Here is a 17,571-nt window from a genome sequence, read left to right as displayed (position 1 = left end):
GTGTGGTGAAATATCATCTATGCCCGATACGATCGTCGCACTTGCAACCCCAACAGGCCGTAGCGGTATCGGCGTGATCCGCATTAGCGGTGATGCGGCTACAGCGATCACCGGGCGAATGACAGGGGATGATAAATTCTCGCCAAAACCGCGGTTCGCAACGCTGCAAAAGCTCTACTACCCATCAACGAATGAAGTGATCGACGAGGCGATCGTCACTTATTTCCCCGGTCCACGCTCATTTACCGGCGAGGACGTTATTGAGATCAGTTGTCACGGCTCGCCCGTACTACTCAGACAGGTGATCGATATATGCCTCTCGCTCGATGCCCGTATGGCCGAGCCCGGGGAGTTTACCTTAAGAGCCCTTTCAAACGGCAGGATCGATCTGGCCGAGGCCGAAGCGATCCGTGACCTGATCGACGCGCAAACGGCAGCATCAGCCAGGCAAGCAGCCAGACAAATGAGCGGCGAAATGTCGCGCCAGTTGACCCCGCTCAAAAATGAGATATTGAGTGTGATCGTCGTACTCGAATCGGCTCTTGAGTTTGTTGAGGACGACCTCCCGGCGACTCAACTTGAGAGCGTTCGAACGAGTCTGATCGACATCGCCCGGGAAATCGAACGGCTAGCCGGCACATATAGGGCCGGGCATCTCATCCGTGAAGGGTTATGTGTCGCGATAGTCGGCAGGCCGAACGTTGGAAAATCGAGCCTCTTCAACAGCATGTTTGGCGGTGACCGAGCTATCGTCACCGATATTGCCGGTACCACACGCGATCAAATTCACGAGCGGATGGTGATCAGTAATATTCCGATCTCATTGATTGATACTGCAGGATTGCGCGAGACCAGCGACACCGTCGAAAGCATCGGCGTTGAGAGGTCGAGAGCATTGATGGCGGATGCTGACCTTGTGATAGTCATCCTGGATGCGTCCGAACCGATAACCAAAGAAGATCACAAGATACTCGACAGCGTCCGTAAGTTTGACTTTATCGTCGCGCTCAACAAGATCGACAAGGTTCCATCGTGGGACATTGATCGCGTTATCGCCGGGGAACACTCGAGCCTTGGATACTTGCGCCCTCGGATCACACCCGTTTCGGCTAAATCCGGCGAGGGTATTGATGCACTGAGAGATGCGATCATCAAACCGTTTGCTCCGGAGGATATTTCGAACGCCGGATTTCTGGTTTCTGACGCTCGGCATCACGACTTATTGCTTCGCACAAAGAGTGAGATCGAAGATTCAGTAGAGCGGTTGGATGAACGCTTGAGCGAGGAGATCGTACTGATCGGCTTACATAACGCATTGCGATATTTGGGCGATATCACGGGCGAAACCACGACCGAAGATATGCTAGACCAGATATTTGCCACCTTTTGCATTGGCAAGTAAAAAAAGAGCTACGAATCAGACCGGAACGGCAATACCAGTCTGATCCGCAGCCCATTGGCGGCAATTATGCCGCCGTTACCGCGATCTTTGCGGCCTCTTCGGCTGCCTTCTTTTTAAGCGAAAGGTGAAGGATCCCGTCTTTCAGCTGTGCCGTGACGTTTTCTGTTTCGACCTCGCTTGGCAGTCTCATTTGTCGGCAAAAGCGATTGCTTCGCCATTCATTGAGAAACAGCTTTTCGTCATCTTTCTTTTCTTCAGACTTCATTTCGCCTGATATTATCAGCAGATCATCCTTGAGGCTTATGTCTATTTCTTCCGGCTTGAAGCCCGGAACTGCGGCACGAACGCTGATCGTTTCGTTTGTCTCAGTGATCTCGAGCGGCGTCGGACGTAATATTTCCATCTCCGCCTTGAGCCAATCATCAAAGTGCGATGTAAGGTCATCGCCCCGCAACATAAAATAGTCGTACGCCTTTTTTGATGTCTCCGACGTAAATTCAGCCACACGTTCGAGCATCTTTTCGAGCTCGACAAATGCCGGAAAGTCCTTGTTGGTCGTTTCCGGTTCTTTTACCATTAATGTTCCTTCATTTTTCATATCCCTATACTCCAATGACGCCCGGCATCGTAAAGCTATGCAAGGTGTCAGGTCTATCTGGAAATAGAATTATGCATGTACGGACCTAATGGGCCGCTCCAGTTTGCGATCAGAATGCCTCGCGTTCACTTTAACCGGTTTCGAGGGAGATGGATCCAGCGAATGATCCGACACCATTGTCGGCAACACGGCTATCATTCCCATAAAGATCATCCCGAATAAAACGAAGCCAAAGAGAACCATCACAGGCATCGTCATCAATCCCGCCAAGGCAAGGACTAAACCGACGACCGCCAACACCAGCCAAAACACTCCGTATAATTTGACCATACTAATTTCTCCTATTCCCAACTTTTAATAAGCGAGATCGATCTCGCTTATTTGTCTTCTCATTCACCTAAACTGCAAGGAACGTGCCAGTGCGATATACCTCGAAAATGAGCGGTTGGGGCGCGTAAAAAGCCGCATAGTGAGGGGTGGTCGCGATATTTTACGCGCAAATGAAGACCGCGGAAACCACATTAGGGGTCGGCGCTGGCCCCAGGTCGGATTTCCGCGATCTCGTTGTTTCGACACTCCCCAAAAGGGTTGCGATCGAAATTTATCGGCGGTAAAGTACTTCCCGCCTAATTCTTCTACTAAAAGACATGGCAAATGCCGTGCCAAAAGTCAGACATCATTTTGACTCTAAATCTCAGGGCGGTCTGATGCTGCCCGGCAGTGACCGCGAGAAAATTCACGATGTAATTCGTTTTGCGTGTGATTTTTCACGAATTGAGTCTGGTCATATACTCCAGATGCCCAAATTTGATGTGCGGATATCTGGTACAACTTTTGCTTAGAAAATAGGCGAACCATCTGAGGATTCAAATGACCGGGCAAGTTAGGAGGTGATGTTATGACGGAGAAAATTCAACAAGCCGACTGGGAGGAATTTTTCCACCGGATTAGTCAGGATTTTTTAGACTGGGAGGTATCGGTTCAGATACTAGATCAAAGGTTCGGCGCCCAAATGCTTTCTGAGGGACTACCATTTAACGGGCTAACTTACGATAACAAACACGGTCACGACGTAATGGAACTGAATGTCGGTGCTGGTTGGAAGAGTCACCAGACACATAATATTTACAGTCCCAGGACGGTTGCGTTTGAAGCCAACGGCCCCGGCGGAACACTTGATATCGAAGATGTCTCCGGAACGAAGACACTTGTTAATTTTCTACATCCAATGCCGTTTCTGGTTGAATATGTAAAAAGCGAGTTGCTGACACTTGGTTAGCAACTCGAATAAGACCAATAGTTTACGAGCCCGCAGATATTGCGGGCTCGAGTTGCTATTGGATAGTATTTTTCGGTTTCGAAACGAAGTATTCTGTTTTGTCGTCAGTTCTGACTGCCCGGCGGCCGTTCATCTCTAGGGGAACGATCCGATAGATCACCTCGATATTTTCGCGGATCCAGTTATCCATCCAGTGAATGCTGACTGCCGGTGTTAACGTAGGGTTTATCTCGGCAATGAGTGCGAGTATCCGTTCGCGTTCTACATGATCGGTCACTCGGGCTGCTTCACCGTCTACGATTACACTTACCCAATTTTGATTGTCGATAACTTCCTCGAATTGAAGGCATACCCGAGGATTTACGCTAAGGATACGCGATTTTTTTCCTTCGGTGGTATATACGAAAATTTCACCGTTGTCGTGTACGAAATGTACCGGAATCACATAGGGTAGATCGTTTAGCGAACAAGCCAAATGGCCGTAATCGATTCGATCAAGCAACTCAACTATCTGCGGCCTCGATAGTTCTTCGACTTCCAACATATGATCAATACTCCTTAACTAACTAATATAACAGCAAAGTGCGTGCCCGTTATTTCGAACTTCTATTTATCCTGAATATGTGGAAATATCGAGTTTGGTGCGGGTTATTTCACGATCAGGATGAATATCTCGCAGAGGAATTGCCCTAGATCCTGATCTATTGCCTGCGTTTGGCGATGATCGCGAAATTGGCGACCGAACGGAACGCCAATTGCACGATTCCATAATGGACCGGATTCTTTTCTGAGGAGGCCAAAAATATGAAGATATTGATCGCAACCGATGGTTCGGAATACAGCAAGGTTGCTGTTGCGGAGGCTTGCAATTTCATTGCGGAGCCTGAAAATACGGAAATAATTGTCGTATCAGCATACGAAGACGCGTTTCCGATCACGGCAGAGCCATTTGCACTTTCTGCTGAATATTATCAAAAGATCGAGGAAGCTGTGAAAGAACAGGCTACGCGGTTTATTCAAGAGGCAGCAGATGAGATCGTAGCCAGGTTTCCCGGAAAGGCTCTTGATCTTTCAACTGAGGTGCTCCGCGGCTCGCCGGACCGCGAGATCGTTGAATACGCCAAAAAGTTTAAGTGTGACCTGATCGTTGTTGGATCTCACGGCCGTGGTTTCTGGGGCCGTATGTTGGGCTCCGTCTCCGACGGCGTCGTCCATCACGCACCGTGTTCAGTGCTGGTCGTAAGAACGGCTCATAAATAGGCTTTTCTTAAGCTCCTATTTTTGGCGTGCGAGTATATCAGCGACCGTGTTGAGCAGAGATTCGGCGGTGTAAGGTTTGATCAGAAAGTCGGTGACGTTCATTTCCTTTAATTCGGCAGTTTGACTGATACTCGCCAGGCCGCTCATAGCTATTACCGGCACATCCTGATCTATTTTCTTGAGGGCCCGTATCAACGCGGTGCCGTCCATATAGGGCATCGCGATGTCGGTCAGGACGACCGAGATATCAGCACCGTGCCTCGCGAAGGCGGCAAGTGCGTCGGTACCATCGATCGCCAGCATTGTCCGATAGCCGTATTTTTGCAAAGTTGCTTCGGCAACGAGACGAATATTCTCCTCGTCATCGACGATCAGGATCATTTCACCTTTGCCAATGGGCAATCGTATTTCCGGTTCGCTCTCGACATTATATTTAGCGTCGACATTAGACGGCAGGTAGATCGAAAACCGCGAACCCCGCTTAAGCTCGCTGTAAACATTCAAAAAGCCACCGTGGCTCTTCACGATCGTCAATGTGGTCGATAGCCCCAGCCCTGTGCCTTTCCCTATATCTTTTGTGGTAAAGAAAGGGTCGAAGATCCTTGATACGACCTCCGGAGTCATTCCGGTTCCGGTATCGCTGATGGTCAACAATACATATCGGCCCGGTTCGGCGTCGATATTCATTCGGGCGTAGTTTTCGTCGACAATGATATTACTTGCCCGTATCAGAATATTACCGCCCATCGGCATCGCGTCACGAGCATTGATGCAGACATTCATCAAAACCTGATGGATCTGTGTCGGGTCTGCCGAGATGATCCACAATTCAGGATCGATATCGAACTTAACCTCGATCGAACGCGGAAGAGTCTCTCGAAGAACACCGACAATTTCCTTGACAATGTGCTTGAGCTGTACCGGAATTCGGTCTCCGGACATACCGCGCGCAAAGGTTAGTACTTGCTTGATCAGGTCGGCTCCGCGGGCGGTATTTTCGCGTATCATTGAAAGCCAACGTGCAGTTTCAACATCCGGACGGTTAAGCTGGAGCATATCGACGGCCATCAGTATCGGTGAAAGAATATTGTTCAGGTCGTGAGCGATGCCGCCGGCCAACGTCCCTATCGATTCCATTCGCTGCGCACGAAGCAGGTGTTCTTCGGTTCGCTTTTTGTCCGAAATGTCGGTATTGGTAATAAGGATGTAGTCCGGTTGTCCGCGCCGATTGCGAATCAGGCTCCAACGGCTTTCGACAACGATCGCAGTTCGGTCGTGGGTTATGTTGCCGACCTCCGTCTTCCACTCATCGGATACCTGAAATGCGGTCTTGGCATTTTCGATCACTGACTTATCACCACCGCATACCAGTTCGCATAGATTGCGGCCGAGAACTTCGTTCAACGGCCATCCGTAGATCCGCTCGGCACCTTTATTCCAGTAAAGGATCCGGTAGTTTAGATCACAAACCAAAATAGCGTCCTGGGCCTTATCTAGGAGCGAGGCCTGTTGGCTTATCCGTTCTTCACCGCGCTTTCGCTCTGTGACGTCATAGCGGATGGCGATGTACTGAAAGGGTTTTCCACCGTCGTCAAGGAAAGGTACGATCGTTGTATCGACCCAATATATGGTTCCATCCTTAGCTCGATTTCTGATCTCTCCGCGCCAGACATTTCCGGTCGCAATGGTCGTCCAGATCGATCTAATGAAATCTTTTGAGTGGTGGCCTGAGTTGATCACTCGGTGGTCTTGTCCGATCAGTTCGTCGCGGCTAAATTTTGATATCTCACAAAATTTATCGTTAACGTACGTGAGAATACCCTTTTGATCGGTAATTGCGACGATCGCAGATTGGTCAAGCGCAAACTTGAGGTCCGCCAATTCCTTGACGGCCGGAGCCTTGGGATTACGATCAGAATTTTTACTTTGTTCGCTCAAGTGCTAGATCCCGATTATTCCTCGGTAATATTTTCAATTCCGGCTTTACGTAGTTTGTAGCGGAGTTGATCACGGGAAATATCCAGTAGCTTCGCCGCTCTGGTCAGATTGCCGCCGGTTCTCTCGATCGCCTGACGTGCGAGTTCAAACTCAACAGTTTCAAGTGATATGCCATTAGCCGGCAGAATCACAACGGCAGACCCGCGGGCTTCTTCGATCGAATTAGAGATCATATCAGCCGGAAGATGAGTAACAGTGACTACCTCGCCGTCCTCTAGTATCGACGATCGCTCTATCACATTTCGCAATTCTCTTACGTTTCCGCTCCAGCGATAATTACGAAAGATCGCGGTAACCTCCGGCGAAAGTCCGGTCAAAGGTTTTCCGCGACGTTTAATATTGACACGATCAATGTAGTGCTTTGCCAATAAGAGAACGTCGTCGCCACGATCACGCAGCGGTGGGATGTCGACCTGGATGACCGATAGCCGGAAATATAGATCGAGCCGGAAGTTCCCCTCCTCGCTTTCTTTCTTGATATCACGGTTAGAGGCGGCAACTATTCGTGCGTTCAGGCTAATGTCCTTTAGCCCACCCACACGGCGAAATGTTCCCTCTTCCAGTACCCTCAATAATTTTGCCTGCAATGACAATTCCATCTCACCGATCTCATCTAGAAAGATCGTGCCGCCGTGGGCTTGTTCAAAGAGGCCTTCCTTTCGCTGTTTTGCGTCGGTGAACGCACCTTTTTCGTAACCGAACAACTCAGACTCGATCAGAGTCGCCGGCAGTGCGGCGCAGTTGATCGCGAGGTATGGAGCCTCCGCCCGTTCTGACGCATAATGGATCGCTTTGGCAAACAGATCCTTACCTGTCCCGGTCTCGCCATTAAGCAAGATAGAAGAAACGTCTGAGACCGCCACGCGTTTAGCGAGCTCAAGAGCACGATGGAGCGCGTCGGACTCTCCGATTATCTCGTTAAAACTAAAGCTCCGTGAGCGCTCCTGCCTGACGTGCTTTACCTCGCGGCGGAGTTCGCGGATCTCGACCGCGTTCCTAAGTGTGATCCGCAGTTCCTCTAGCCTGACCGGCTTTCCTATAAAATCGTGAGCACCGCCGCGAAGTGCGGCGATCGAGTTGCCGACATCGACATTGCCCGTGATCATCACAGCGATGGTTTCAGGGTTTGATTCCTTGATACTGTTAAGAATATCAATCCCCGAACCGTCCGGCAGATCAATATCCAGCAGTGCTATGGGCGGTTCCAATTCCGCAAAGATCCGCTTTGCGGACTCCACCGTATCAGCCTCGATGACCTCGTAATTCCACGAGCGAAGTGCTTCACCCAATGCCATCCGGATGAATCGATCGTCATCGACTACTAGTATTTTGCCGTTAATGTCTGACATTTTATTGATAACCAGGATTCATTATAGGCGATAGGGTGAGAAATCTTAATCCCTTTAGTGCGAAAAAATACACACCAAAATGAATTATTTCTCAAGTTCGTCGCTATTTCGGTCTGAAATCGGTCGATTTTGGACTTGGCACGAGCGTTGCTCTTATTTTAGTGTCTGGATCACAGCGTGACGAGCATTCTATGAAAATACTCATTGCATACGACGGTTCGCGAAGTTCTGAGGCCGCCCTTGATGACCTCGAGCGCGCGGGTCTACCGGAGACGGGTGAGGCTTTGGTCGTCACCGTAGCGGAAGTGTGGTTGCCACCACCTGAGGTGGAAAACGGTAACGGAACTTCGGCCGAATTCATAAATGAGATAGTCAAGAGACACCGCGAACGTGGTGAACGATGGTTGACCTCGGCAGAAATGATGGCGAAGCACGCTGATGATCGCCTGCGGGTGCTCTTGCCCGGATGGAAAACCTCGGCCAAGGCGACCTACGGCTCGCCGGCGTGGGAAATGCTCACTATCGCGGACGAATTTAAGCCTGATCTGATCGTAGTTGGCTCACAAGGCCAATCGACCATCGGCCGGATCGTCCTCGGAAGCATTTCGCAGAAGATCTTGACCGAGGCAAATTGTTCGGTTCGGGTGGCCCGCGGCAGGATCGAGGTCGATCCCGCACCGGCGAGACTCATTGTCGGGTTTGACGGTTCGGCCGGTGCCAATGCCGCCGTTAAGGCCGTACTCGACCGCAACTGGCCAGAGGGAACGGAACTTCATCTGGTGGCCGCCACCGATTCGATCGTCCCGACGGCTATCGGGAGATTTATTCCCCCGGTTGCAGATTGGGCCGAAAATGAATTACGAAGTGAATATGAATGGGTCGCTACAATGGCTGAAAAGACGGCAAGGGCAATTACAAAGGCCGGCCTTAAGGTCACGACCCGGATCGTTGAAGGCGATCCAAAGAGAATTCTCGCCTACGAGGCAGAGAATTGGCACGCCGACTGTATCTTCGTCGGCGCCAATGCTTACGGCAGTCGCATTGAGCGATTTCTGCTCGGAAGCACCTCTGCCGCAGTGGCAGCGAGGGCAACTTGCTCCGTTGAAGTAGTTAGAAAATCGAAGGGATAATGTCACTTACTTCTCCTGGCAAAATCGGCCGGCAACGTAATCGTTGCCGGCCCATTAATTGTTACAGGATGTTGCGCAAAAAAAGAGGCCATCTTTTCAGACAGCCTCTATCAGGTTTCTGGTCGGACAGTTGTTACTTTGTGCCCATCTTTGAGATGTCGTCCTTAAGTTTTGCGATGGCACTATTCTTCGGATCTACACCCTCGAGTTTTGCAAGTGTCGCCGCCGCCTTCGCCGCATCGCCCTTTTTCGTAAATGCCACGGTCAGATTTTGAAGTGTCTGAATATGGTTTGGATCGAGTTGGAGCGACTGGTTGAATTCCTGGATCGCCCGATCATAATTGGGCGGGTCGCGGAAGACATACGTGAGCCCCATGTCGGTGCGGACATTTACGTCATCTGCCTTTTTGGCCAAGGCAGCTGTGTACCATTTTTCTGCTTCTTCGTAATGCCCTCCGTCAAAATTTGCATTGCCGAGGTGGACGACGACTTCTCGATCGTCGGGCTTTAACTTGTTAGCGGCCTTTAGATACGTGATCGCATCGTCGAATCGTTCGATCTGGTAATAGACCTCAGCTGCCTTAACCTGAGCATCAAAATCCTCAGGTGCCGACTTTGCTTTTTCGATCGCTGCCTGAACCTCCGGACCCATTGCCCCCGGTGCTCCGCCCGGCATCGTGGTTCCCGGCGGGACCGCGGGATGATCAGCCGGCATATTCGAATTGAGCTTGGCCGTTTGGCCTGTTCCCACAACTCCGCCTTGATTAACAGAATTGGCAAACATAAAGCCAATTATCAGACCAGCCAACAGGCCGACCACTCCAAATAAAATATTTTCCTTGTTCATAAAAACCTACGCGTACGAATGTAGTCCCGGCAGCAAATAGCTGACGCCCAAATATGTAAAGATCACAAAAAGAAACGCGACTACGGCAAAGTACGCCGAACGCCGCCCGCGCCAGCCGTATGCGATCCTGGAGTGCAAAAATCCTGCGTATGTGAGCCAAGCGACCAGAGCACCGACCTCTTTGGCGTCCCATCCCCAATATCTACCCCAAGACTCATTTGCCCAGACGGCACCGGTGATCAAAAGAAGAGCCAGACCGGCAAAGGTCACACCAGCGAGCTTATACATCAGTCCGTCGAGTTTCTCGGTTGCCGGTAACAATGAGCGGATCTTTTCGGTATTGATGCCGAACATTACTATAAAGAATGTTCCTGTAAATGCTGTGATCAATGCAGCTAACTCCACCGGATTGGCATTTAAGCTGAGGTGCAGATTTGCACCATTTTCGATGACCCATTTGTTGGAGATATCGTAAAGCTGCTGCTGGCCCATCATATTTATCTGAGCCTGCGGCATATCTTGCTGTTGCAGCATCCATACCGCAAACTTCGGGTATTGACTCGGACTGATCGCAGCAACGACATTCTGCAGATTCTTTAACTGATAGACGAGCATTGCCACGCCCGCCCCTTGCACCGCAAGAGCGGCGTAGAGAAAGCGGTTGGCCCACGATCTGGCGTTCAGATCGTTCTTGGACGTGTAAAGTGCGTACCCAATTGACGCCGCCACAAGCAGTGCCGATGCAGCAACGATCAGCCAGCCAACATACGGTATATCAGCCCGTAATCCAAGCGACATCCTTGATGTGCCGACAAAGGTCGATGCAGTATATGTGCCGAATGTCGCCGGCGCAAATACGCTGAACTTACTGATAGTAAAAAAGACTCCGAGAGCGAAGATGCTGGTCCAGATCGCCATTTTCTCGACCTTCAAACCATCTTTTAAGAGATAGAGTACAGCAACAGCAAAGCACACTAGGGCGATGCCATAGCTTAATGATGCGATTCCGACGTGGATCGGGCGCCAGTAGGAATCCAGAACGGGCGGCAGGTCGATGATCTCGCTTCCGATAAATCGGGCAAGCACCAGAATAATTGCTGCGAGCGGCAGCGAAAGTGCGGCAACGATCTGAAATTGTTTACGACGCATCACGATCAGCGTCGTAATTCCGGCACCGAAGGCAAATGCCAGACTAAGGTCGTAAAGGTTAGCAAACGGGACATAGCGAAAGACCCAAGGCATATCTGCCGGATTGGATCCCTGCGTGTTAAAGATAGCTAACTCACGATCGTATGCCGCAACCCACCTGACCAGCCAACTCGACAAGTTGAAAAAGACGCCGAGCGTCGCGGCAAATAGGCCGAGCTTTTCCGCAAACCTGAACGGTGCGTAGAGATTGGTCAAATGAAAGACGGCCGCTATAAGGTAGGACGCCAGAGCCAGCATCATCAGCGCACCGTCAGAAATAAACCGTTCGCCACCGACGTTGATCCTTATTAGTACCAGGGCGAGTGAGCCAAAGATGGCTAAAAACGCCGGAATGTATGATTGCCAGGTTGAGGTTATGTTTGACCCGTCATCGTCAGCGGCGGGCATTACTATCGGTTTATTCAATACTTCTTGATTCATATGATCCCCTCTCTTTTGAAAGTCCGGGCCGCTTGCGCCGATTTGAGGGTCTGCGGCCCGGGTAAAGGTTGTATCAACTATTTAACGAATGCTCCGGCGACAGCGACATCTGTGCTGAGGCCAAAGTTTACTACGCTCAGACTTCCTGAGCTGCTTAAACGCTCATACCAAATGCCGTTTCGATAAATCGCAGCATCGGTTTTACCATCTCCATCGTAATCGGCCGGTACAGGTACATCGGTTCCGAGTCCGAAGCTAATGTACACAGCCTGCGAATTGGAGCTTTGCTTAATATACCAGATACCGTTTCGGAAAACTGCCAGATCGGTCTTTGCATCGCCGTCGTAGTCAGCCGGAACGAATTTATCTGATACGTTGCCCCAGTTTTCGTAGCGGATCGCTCCGTTCGAACTTTGAGAAATATACCAGACGCCATTTGACGGCCTGAATACAGCTGGATCCATTTTGCCGTCGCCGTCAAAATCACCCCGCATTGCTTTGTCGCCGCTGGCTCCCCATGGAACGAAGGTGACATTGCCGCTCGGGTTATTGAGCGAACCACGGAAATAAATATACGCTTGCGGGCCACCGCCGGGACCGCGGTGCACGGCCGGATCGGCCTTACCGTCACCATCCCAGTCACCGACTATTGTCGGATCGTCGCCCGTTTGTCCGAACCGCTCGATCCGCATTGTGTTGTTAGAACTTTGAAGGATATAAAATCCGGCAACGCTCGCCACATCTTCGCGCCATATGGCCACATCGGACTTATCATCACCGTCATAATCGGCAGGTGCCAGCTTGTCGGTTGCGAGACCCCATTGGGTCGCCGTAAATCCAGCAGTGCTTCGATTGATATACCAAAAGCCGTTTGATCCGCGGAATATGCTCGGATCGGCCTTTCCATCAGCATCAAAATCGGTGAATCCGTGATGGATCACAACCGCAACTGCCGGTGTAACGACCTGCGTTTTGATGTATGTTTGATCACCAGTGTCATCTTGTCCATTGTCACCGTGCAGGATCGCAACGTAGTGAGTTACGGGTCCGACATCGGTTGCCGGCGCCGTCCAGTTAAATGTCCAGGTTGATCCACCTGACTGTCCGGCAAACACACCGGAAGTTGTATGTGTGGCGTAATTTCGGACACCGCCGGATACAGTTCCGGTCTTGGTTTGCGTGAATGCGGTCGTATGGGTGTACGTGCCGGCTGCGGTGTTTGACGCCGTCAGTGTGGTCATCTCAAATCCCCAAGACGTCCTCGAAAGATCGGTCGTGGTGTTTTGAATCTGGATTGTGTAAGTCTGTCCCGGTACATACGTCGCCGGAGCAATGATATTTGCCTGTCCCGTCGGGGTGTTTGCGTTGTGGCACGAAGTGCAGGTCGACTCACCCGGAGCCCCGGTTCGTCTTGACGGTGCTCCCGGTATTTCAGCGTGACCTACCGTCACCGCCGAATCTCCAAACGAAAAAGCCAAGATCATCATTGCGGAAAATGATGCGATTGCCATCACTTTCACATTTTTAATACTAATTGTCATTTTGCTTATCCTCCAAAAAGTACTGCTACTGTCGGATAGTCAATTCTCCTGTAAAGCGTTTGAATTTTTCGTCAAACGCATTAAGACTACGGTTTGTATTTCCCCCCAAGACAATCTTGTGATCCTTTTCGCCAATGCTTTCTATCACCGCCCACACCCGTTGATGCGAAAAGAAGAAAGCAGCTATTAGCGCAAGGCACAAGATAATGAATCCGACGTAGACCACAGTCGCTCCCGGATCACGTTGGACCGAGAGAATATGCTGGTCTGCGACTTTTTCGAAATCGGTCAATTGATATGTGTAACCGGCAACCGGTTTACCGGCTACAGGCATACTGGCCATCTGCGCACCGAATGCGTAGGCGACCTGCGTCTGTCCGCCGGGTTGCGTAACCTGCAGCACGGCGCCGGGGTTTGGATAGTTGGATGTATCCTCGTTCGGATTCTCGGTTCCGATGCTAAAATTACCCCTAAATTCCTTAAATTTTATCTGCGTACCATCCGGCAGCGAGGTCGTACCATCACGCGGGATGGTGACTTCGACCGGTTGACCGCCGCTAGCCGGCTTGGCCGTCACTGTGATATTTCTGGCTCGGCCGACCGGCGTGAAACTCGCCTGGAAGAATCTATAGCCGCGATAGTCGAACGGGCGGTTCATCTGGACCATCGCTTCGTGAGTCCCTGTCTCGTCGGTGATCGTATATCGTGTGATCCAGTCGATGGTGTTCATCGCCGAGATCGACTCATCTTTTTTGATCAACTTTTGCTGTACGTCGGTACAGAAGACCGTGAACGGCAATTTCTGTGTTACTTCGCTGGTCTTATCTAGATCGACGACCGTGTCGAACATCAGGTCGGTCGATGTGCCGGGTGACAGAGGCATCTGGCCGGTCGAACCCATTTGGGCGGTCATAAATCCACCGACAAAGATCGTCAGTAGGCCTACGTGAACCGGATAGGCACTTAATCGGTTCCAAACGCCACTTTGGCCAAAAAGAAATGTCTTGCCATTTTTCTCGGTGGCAGTGACTTTCTTCCAACCGCTTTTGGCCATATTGGCGGTGAGACGATCTTTTACTTCGTTAAACGTACCAGATAGCTCTAGTTCGGCTGTTTGTGGTTGTTCCTTGAGCCAACGAACCGGCACTGTGTAATGCGGCTTTGATACAAAAAGCCACGTCTTCGGAAACCGCTCGATCGACGCCAAAATGATGTTTAGAGACAAGATCGCAAGCAATACGTTGAAATACCAGACGTGGTAGATATTGAAAAATCCCAAACGCCCGTAGAGCAATCTCTGTGCGGGCGTCAGGTCGGCAAAATACCGATCAAATCCCGCGACATTTTGTTGCATTACCAACATACCGACCAGACAGGCAAATCCCAGCAACACCAATAGCGTTACCCCGAAACGAACTGACGAGATAAACTTGAGAAATCGAGTGAAGATGGACTGCCCTACGACCTTATTTTCGGCTACGCCGGTTTCGCTTTGTTTTACCGCTTGTTCAACTGTAGACATAGTATTTAGAAAAACTCGAATCGGAAGGTGCAAGCGGCGTGCCGTGTGGCACGGAGGGAAGCGATTTGCGCCTAACCGCCTTATAAAATATTGGTTTACGTGGAAACTTCAAAGTAGATTATGCCATATTCTCCCGGCGATTGGTGCGAATTATTGTGGGTTGACTGCGAATAATTACGCAAAATACCGGAAACGAAAATTGGACGGATAATTGTGATACGAATCACACACCAAGCAATGGAAATTGATGTATGATAACCCGAACAGAGGATTGGGTATGACTAATTCCATTCGGATCACTTCATTAAAGGCATTGGCGATCATTCTAACCATCACGGTTGCCGCGATCGCAACTATTTACGTTCCGGTTTCGGGCGTCGCGTCGGAAAATACACTTTCGACACAACCGATACCGGAAGCAACGCCGAAGAAACCCAAGAGGACAACGCCTACCGTACCGCGTAAAGTAAAGTTTTCTGAATTTCCGCACAGCGTTAAGGCACATCAGAAAGATTGTGCAGCGTGCCACAAGTTTCCATCGGATAATTGGAACAAGGTCCGCACCGGTGATTCGGCTTTTGCTGATATAACTGAATACCCGAAGCATGAATCCTGCCTTAATTGTCACAAACAGCAATTCTTTAAGGGTGCAAAGCCGCCGATATGCTCGATCTGCCATACTAATCCGTCGCCGCGGGACAGTTCGAGGCACCCATTTCCAAATCCTCGAGAGATATTTGATCTCTCGCCGAAGGGAAAAAAGGCCCAATCTGATTTTGTCGTCGGATTTCCGCACGAAAAGCACATAGAAATAGTCTCGATGGGCGGTGAGCGGCCGGTCACGTTTGCCAACGCGTCGTTCGTCGCGGGCAAGGCAAGGTTAGCGGGCGAAGAGAGTTGCTCCGTTTGCCATCAGACCTATAAGCCGCAAGGCGACTCTCCTGACGAGTTTGTGACACCGCCGCCACCAAAACTCGGCGATGCATTTTGGCTTAAAAAGGGCACCTTCAAGACAGCCCCGATCGGTCATACGACCTGCTTTACCTGCCACTCTGCTGATAGCGGTATGACGCCTGTGCCGAGTGATTGCGCGGCGTGCCATTCGCTAAAACCTGCCCAACCCAAAGCGGATGTTGATGAGAAATTGATCGCCGATATGAAGATCGACGACAAACGTATGTTGGACTCGTGGCGACTCCGGGACTCATCAGGAAAGTATCAGCACGCTTATGCTGCTCACTCCGATATGGAGTGTGCCACTTGTCACAATGTTGTAAAAATGAACACGGCAGATCCGCTGACAAAACGTGTCGGTATCGCGTCGTGTGCGATGTGTCACGTGACCGCAACGGCCGGCGATGGCGGTTCTCTAAATGTTGAGGTTGATGCCCGGCAAAAGGATGCGAAATTCCAGTGTATTAAATGCCACATTGCCTTTGGGAAGTTGCCTATACCGGAGTCACATACAAAAGCGATCACTGAGGCGGGTGGTGAATAATGAAAAACAACGAAAACAACTTAAAAGCAAAGCGATCGATGGCGGCCCAGTTGCAAGTTGTCGTCCTTGTTTTGGCCGGCATAATATTCGGTTACCTGACCTTCGTGCTTCCGGGTGAGACGCAGGCCAAAGGCTGGTCGGCCGAAGAGCCGGTAGTCGCGTCCACGGGCAACGATGTCATTCCCGGCGACCCACAGGATATCGATTTTTCCCGATTTGGTCATTCCAATCCGTCACACACCCGGTTGCCTTGTCTGCTGTGCCATCGGCGTGATGATAACTCGACCCGGCTCAGCTTTCCCGGCAAGATCGAACACGCTCCGTGTGCAGGCTGTCACACCGCTCAAATTCAGGATCCCGCCAGCCCGATCTGTACGATTTGCCATACTAACCCGCAGACCGGTGCAATGAAGCGGTTTCCGTCGCTCAAGAGTTTTAACGCTAGATTCGACCACGGCCGTCACATCCGTCAGGCGAATTGTGCGACTTGCCACCGATCGACCAACCGCGGGGTCGCTCTGTCGATACCCAAGGGGGCCGCCGCTCATAATTCGTGTTTTCAATGTCATACGCAAGATAAACCGATCGGGTCTTGCAGCACCTGCCACACGGCCGGCCGACCGCCGCGAACGTCCGAGTGGACCAAGGCATACACCGTGAACTTCAGTCATAATGAGCACATCCGAAAGGGAAATATGAATTGTGCGTCTTGCCACAACGTGCTTGCAGGTGCCGCACGCGGCAGACAGGTCACGGCTCCGCTGGCGTCGATGCACTTTGCGCCGGCGGGACGGCAGAGTTGTCAGGCTTGCCACAACGGCAAAAGAGCATTCGGTGCCAACGATTTTACCAATTGTAAGCGCTGTCACGAAGGGAAAACCTTTAAGTTTTAGGGCCGTGCGGTGCGAAAATATTCACACCATACGTGAATAATGGCGGTGGTTTTGAGAATTGAAAGTTCCTATTTTAGAGCATTGAGTGTGATATTTGGGATTAGATAGCATTTTTGAATCGTGGCACGCTCGTTGCTTTCAATGAAAGCCAGAGGCATTTTTTCGGTGTTTCTGACAGAAGTTAGAATTTGGTATTTAGGAGTTAAGAATAGGAATGAACCGAATCAAATTTGTTGCAATTGTTTTATTTGTGTTGCCGCTAATGCTGTTGTCGACCTTCAAGGCGGTTCCGACACACGCGGCATTGTTAATGCCGGACGACCCGGCCGTTACCTACAAGGCAAAATGTGCGATGTGCCATTCACCGAAGGCAGAAAAGAAATTTGACGCCACAAAGGAGGATGCGGTGCTTGTCGACTCGATCATGAAGGGTGTTAAGCCCGCGACACCGCCGAATATGCCGGCATACGAGGGCAAGATCACCCCGGAAGATGCCCAGGCACTCGTTACCTATATGAAGTCCCTGAAGACCGCTGCTAATTGATGGAAGGGGAAACATTTATCGATCCTAGCGATGGCCGCCCCGACTTATGCCGAAAGGCGTTCGATCGAAATTGGGCGGTCA

The 17,571-nt window shown here is 50.7% G+C and carries 16 protein-coding genes; 7 read left to right on the top strand and 9 right to left on the bottom strand.

All coding sequences use genetic code 11. The annotated features are described in order from the left end of the window. The first annotated feature begins 19 nt into the window (after positions 1–19). Positions 20–1,402 (top strand): tRNA uridine-5-carboxymethylaminomethyl(34) synthesis GTPase MnmE, encoded by a 1,383-nt coding sequence (gene mnmE / locus IPQ00_14115; protein ID MBL0241698.1) that lies wholly within the window; start codon positions 20–22, stop codon positions 1,400–1,402. Positions 1,403–1,466: 64 nt separating this feature from the next. Here mnmE and IPQ00_14110 read toward each other — a convergent pair whose 3' ends face one another. Beyond that, positions 1,467–2,000, bottom strand: a complete 534-nt coding sequence (locus tag IPQ00_14110; protein ID MBL0241697.1) for an Hsp20/alpha crystallin family protein — start codon at positions 1,998–2,000, stop codon at positions 1,467–1,469. Between the two features lie 69 nt (positions 2,001–2,069). Then, positions 2,070–2,330, bottom strand: coding sequence for a hypothetical protein (locus IPQ00_14105; GenBank protein ID MBL0241696.1), 261 nt, complete (start codon positions 2,328–2,330; stop codon positions 2,070–2,072). Positions 2,331–2,898: 568 nt separating this feature from the next. Between IPQ00_14105 and IPQ00_14100 the strand changes: the two genes are divergently transcribed. Then, the gene (locus IPQ00_14100; GenBank protein MBL0241695.1) at positions 2,899–3,279 is read left to right on the top strand and encodes a DUF5335 family protein; all 381 of its coding nucleotides are present in this window, start codon (positions 2,899–2,901) and stop codon (positions 3,277–3,279) included. A 55-nt stretch (positions 3,280–3,334) separates the two neighbouring features. Here the strand turns inward: IPQ00_14100 and IPQ00_14095 are convergent, their stop codons facing one another. Beyond that, complete coding sequence (locus tag IPQ00_14095; protein MBL0241694.1) at positions 3,335–3,823, bottom strand: pyridoxamine 5'-phosphate oxidase family protein; 489 nt, start codon at positions 3,821–3,823, stop codon at positions 3,335–3,337. A gap of 260 nt (positions 3,824–4,083) precedes the next feature. Between IPQ00_14095 and IPQ00_14090 the strand changes: the two genes are divergently transcribed. Next, positions 4,084–4,539, top strand: a complete 456-nt coding sequence (locus tag IPQ00_14090) for a universal stress protein (protein MBL0241693.1) — start codon at positions 4,084–4,086, stop codon at positions 4,537–4,539. A gap of 15 nt (positions 4,540–4,554) precedes the next feature. Here IPQ00_14090 and IPQ00_14085 read toward each other — a convergent pair whose 3' ends face one another. Beyond that, positions 4,555–6,477, bottom strand: a complete 1,923-nt coding sequence (locus IPQ00_14085; protein ID MBL0241692.1) for a PAS domain S-box protein — start codon at positions 6,475–6,477, stop codon at positions 4,555–4,557. Positions 6,478–6,491: 14 nt separating this feature from the next. Next, complete coding sequence (locus tag IPQ00_14080) at positions 6,492–7,886, bottom strand: sigma-54-dependent Fis family transcriptional regulator (protein MBL0241691.1); 1,395 nt, start codon at positions 7,884–7,886, stop codon at positions 6,492–6,494. Positions 7,887–8,077: 191 nt separating this feature from the next. On the opposite strand from IPQ00_14080, the gene IPQ00_14075 reads away from it, so the two are divergent. Next, a complete protein-coding gene (locus IPQ00_14075) occupies positions 8,078–9,016 on the top strand; it encodes a universal stress protein (GenBank protein ID MBL0241690.1) in 939 nt (312 codons plus the stop codon). A gap of 133 nt (positions 9,017–9,149) precedes the next feature. On the opposite strand, the gene IPQ00_14070 is transcribed toward IPQ00_14075, so the two are convergent. From IPQ00_14070 to IPQ00_14055, 4 genes are all read right to left on the bottom strand, one after another. Continuing rightward, positions 9,150–9,863 (bottom strand): tetratricopeptide repeat protein, encoded by a 714-nt coding sequence (locus IPQ00_14070; protein MBL0241689.1) that lies wholly within the window; start codon positions 9,861–9,863, stop codon positions 9,150–9,152. Between the two features lie 6 nt (positions 9,864–9,869). Further along, complete coding sequence (gene ccsA / locus IPQ00_14065; protein MBL0241688.1) at positions 9,870–11,492, bottom strand: cytochrome c biogenesis protein CcsA; 1,623 nt, start codon at positions 11,490–11,492, stop codon at positions 9,870–9,872. A 77-nt stretch (positions 11,493–11,569) separates the two neighbouring features. After that, entirely contained in the window at positions 11,570–13,033 is a 1,464-nt protein-coding gene (locus tag IPQ00_14060; protein ID MBL0241687.1) for a hypothetical protein, read from the bottom strand. Between the two features lie 25 nt (positions 13,034–13,058). Continuing rightward, a complete protein-coding gene (locus tag IPQ00_14055) occupies positions 13,059–14,555 on the bottom strand; it encodes a cytochrome c biogenesis protein ResB (protein ID MBL0241686.1) in 1,497 nt (498 codons plus the stop codon). A gap of 277 nt (positions 14,556–14,832) precedes the next feature. On the opposite strand from IPQ00_14055, the gene IPQ00_14050 reads away from it, so the two are divergent. From IPQ00_14050 to IPQ00_14040, 3 genes are all read left to right on the top strand, one after another. Then, complete coding sequence (locus IPQ00_14050) at positions 14,833–16,053, top strand: hypothetical protein (protein ID MBL0241685.1); 1,221 nt, start codon at positions 14,833–14,835, stop codon at positions 16,051–16,053. Continuing rightward, positions 16,053–16,946 (top strand): hypothetical protein, encoded by an 894-nt coding sequence (locus IPQ00_14045; protein MBL0241684.1) that lies wholly within the window; start codon positions 16,053–16,055, stop codon positions 16,944–16,946. Before IPQ00_14050 ends, IPQ00_14045 begins: the two co-directional genes overlap by 1 nt. 214 nt (positions 16,947–17,160) lie before the next feature. Next, positions 17,161–17,490, top strand: coding sequence for a cytochrome c (locus tag IPQ00_14040; protein MBL0241683.1), 330 nt, complete (start codon positions 17,161–17,163; stop codon positions 17,488–17,490). Positions 17,491–17,571 lie beyond the last annotated feature (81 nt).

This window comes from Chloracidobacterium sp. (assembly GCA_016720705.1).
Classification (GTDB): Bacteria; Acidobacteriota; Blastocatellia; order Pyrinomonadales; family Pyrinomonadaceae; genus OLB17.
The sequence above is the reverse complement of the archived record's forward strand: the minus strand, read 5'-3'. Positions and strand labels throughout refer to the sequence as shown.

What these genes read in the sequence shown, in the direction of transcription:
- mnmE (MBL0241698.1), top strand. Translation starts at nt 20, where the DNA reads ATGCCCGATACGATCGTCGCACTTGCAACCCCAACAGGCCGTAGCGGT.
- IPQ00_14110 (MBL0241697.1), bottom strand. Translation starts at nt 2,000, where the DNA reads ATGAAAAATGAAGGAACATTAATGGTAAAAGAACCGGAAACGACCAAC.
- IPQ00_14105 (MBL0241696.1), bottom strand. Translation starts at nt 2,330, where the DNA reads ATGGTCAAATTATACGGAGTGTTTTGGCTGGTGTTGGCGGTCGTCGGT.
- IPQ00_14100 (MBL0241695.1), top strand. Translation starts at nt 2,899, where the DNA reads ATGACGGAGAAAATTCAACAAGCCGACTGGGAGGAATTTTTCCACCGG.
- IPQ00_14095 (MBL0241694.1), bottom strand. Translation starts at nt 3,823, where the DNA reads ATGTTGGAAGTCGAAGAACTATCGAGGCCGCAGATAGTTGAGTTGCTT.
- IPQ00_14090 (MBL0241693.1), top strand. Translation starts at nt 4,084, where the DNA reads ATGAAGATATTGATCGCAACCGATGGTTCGGAATACAGCAAGGTTGCT.
- IPQ00_14080 (MBL0241691.1), bottom strand. Translation starts at nt 7,886, where the DNA reads ATGTCAGACATTAACGGCAAAATACTAGTAGTCGATGACGATCGATTC.
- IPQ00_14075 (MBL0241690.1), top strand. Translation starts at nt 8,078, where the DNA reads ATGAAAATACTCATTGCATACGACGGTTCGCGAAGTTCTGAGGCCGCC.
- IPQ00_14070 (MBL0241689.1), bottom strand. Translation starts at nt 9,863, where the DNA reads ATGAACAAGGAAAATATTTTATTTGGAGTGGTCGGCCTGTTGGCTGGT.
- ccsA (MBL0241688.1), bottom strand. Translation starts at nt 11,492, where the DNA reads ATGAATCAAGAAGTATTGAATAAACCGATAGTAATGCCCGCCGCTGAC.
- IPQ00_14060 (MBL0241687.1), bottom strand. Translation starts at nt 13,033, where the DNA reads ATGACAATTAGTATTAAAAATGTGAAAGTGATGGCAATCGCATCATTT.
- IPQ00_14055 (MBL0241686.1), bottom strand. Translation starts at nt 14,555, where the DNA reads ATGTCTACAGTTGAACAAGCGGTAAAACAAAGCGAAACCGGCGTAGCC.
- IPQ00_14050 (MBL0241685.1), top strand. Translation starts at nt 14,833, where the DNA reads ATGACTAATTCCATTCGGATCACTTCATTAAAGGCATTGGCGATCATT.
- IPQ00_14045 (MBL0241684.1), top strand. Translation starts at nt 16,053, where the DNA reads ATGAAAAACAACGAAAACAACTTAAAAGCAAAGCGATCGATGGCGGCC.
- IPQ00_14040 (MBL0241683.1), top strand. Translation starts at nt 17,161, where the DNA reads ATGAACCGAATCAAATTTGTTGCAATTGTTTTATTTGTGTTGCCGCTA.